1 protein-coding gene is annotated in these 1,806 nt (G+C 37.2%); it reads right to left on the reverse strand.

Features of this window, described 5'->3' with window-relative positions:
- Positions 1-18: 18 nt before the first annotated feature.
- Positions 19-1,806, reverse strand: a 1,788-nt coding sequence (locus STRDD10_RS00135) for an LTA synthase family protein (protein WP_067191995.1), incomplete at its 5' end; no start/stop codon positions are given.

Consider the following 1,806-nt stretch of genomic DNA (forward strand, 5'->3'; position numbering starts at 1 on the left):
TGCCCTTGGATGGTTTTCTTATTCCTTCGTTGTAGTGGTGGTATTAGCATCAGTTGAACCAGAATCACTTGTATCATCACTAGAAGAAGTGTTGAATTGTTCAGGATGGAGTGCTCGATAAGTCGGTGAATTGTAGAGGTCGATTGACGACTGGCCATTTCTTTGACTGTACAAACTAGTAGAGTTAGTACCTTTTTCTTGTTCCTGCTCTAGTAAGGTTTCCATAGAGTTATTATAGTTGTAGTCATCAGGATTAACCTTACCTAAATCATTCCCTTTATAGAAACGGCCTAAATCCCCTGTTTGGATAGAATCACTAATTTTTAATTGGAGGTTTGCAGTATTTCGAATTTCTTCTAAAGCTTTTTGAGTATTTTCATCAGGATTAGTGATTTCCTCGCCAGTCTGTGTATAGTAGGTGCGACCACTGTAAGCGGTATAAGTAGGCGTTACAAAATTATTACTAGAACGAAAACTTACAATCTGTTTATGATCAGGTGAAAGGAGGTCTTGCCCTACTTGTAGGAAATTTTTATTGTCGATTCCAAGCAAGTGTTCTAAAGTTGGCAAGATATCAACTTGTCCACCATAGGTATCGACGATCTTCCCTTTTGTCATCCCAGGTATGACAACCATATAAGGGATACGTTGTAGCATGGCATTATCAAAGCTAGACCAAGTTTCTGAATTCTTATTGATTAAAGGAGCGAGAGCAGGATTTCTAGAATTTGAGATACCGTAGTGGTCCCCATAAAGGACGATAATCGAATTTTCATACAGCCCTGATTCTTTTAGATAATCAAAGAAAGATTTAATGGCAGAGTCAAGATAGTTTGCTGTTGCAAAATAGCCGTTAATAGTTTCATCTGGAGTTGTTGCTAGGGGGAATCCTATTTCATCACCGATTAGACTAGTGGTATAAGGATAATGGTTGGAAACAGTGATATACTTGGCATAAAAAGGTTGTTGCAAATGTTCCAGGTATTGAATGGAATCTTTAAACATGATTTTATCATTCAATCCGTATTGGAAAGAATTACTATCATTTTGCTCTGTAAAATATGAAGCATCAAAGAAGTAGTTATATCCCCATTGCTTGTAAGCGGTGTTACGATTCCAAAAAGTACCAGTATTTCCATGGAAAACAGCACTTGAATTATACCCGTTCTTTGAGAGGATAAAAGGAGCGGCTTGTTGGGTATTGCTTCCACCGTAATTAACCATAAAGGAACCCTGATTGAGACCGAAGAGTCCAGTTTCAAGCAAGGTCTCAGCATCAGATGTTTTCCCGGCCTTAACCTGATTAAAGATATTGGAAAAAGAAAGGGTAGAATCTGAGTGGTAGAGGGAGTTGATAAAAGGAGTTACTTCATACTCTTTGCCATCAGATTGTAGTTTATAATCAATTAAAAATTGTTGAAAACTTTCTAAATGAAGATAAATTACATTTCGACCTTTAGCAATTCCATAATACTCGGAATCTGGCTTAGCATATCGTGCTTGAAGATAGTCTTCTACAGGTTGTAAATCCGCTTCGGAAGCTTTGGCTCTTTCTTTATTGGCATTGTAAGTTTGATTTGCCGAATAACCTAAAAAAGCAGGCAAACCTAAGGCACGAACAACATAATAATTGGAAAAACCTCGTGTTAAAAGCTCAGGACGATCAATCTCAGCTAGAAATAAGTTAGCAGAGAATAGCATGGCAGAAAGTGAACTAATTGCAACACTAGCTCGAAAATAAAACGGACGGGTATCCATGCGAATTTTTTTCTTATAAAAAAGCCATATGAAAAATGGAAAATCAAT

The organism is Streptococcus sp. DD10, from assembly GCF_001578805.1.
Lineage (GTDB): Bacteria > Bacillota > Bacilli > Lactobacillales > Streptococcaceae > Streptococcus.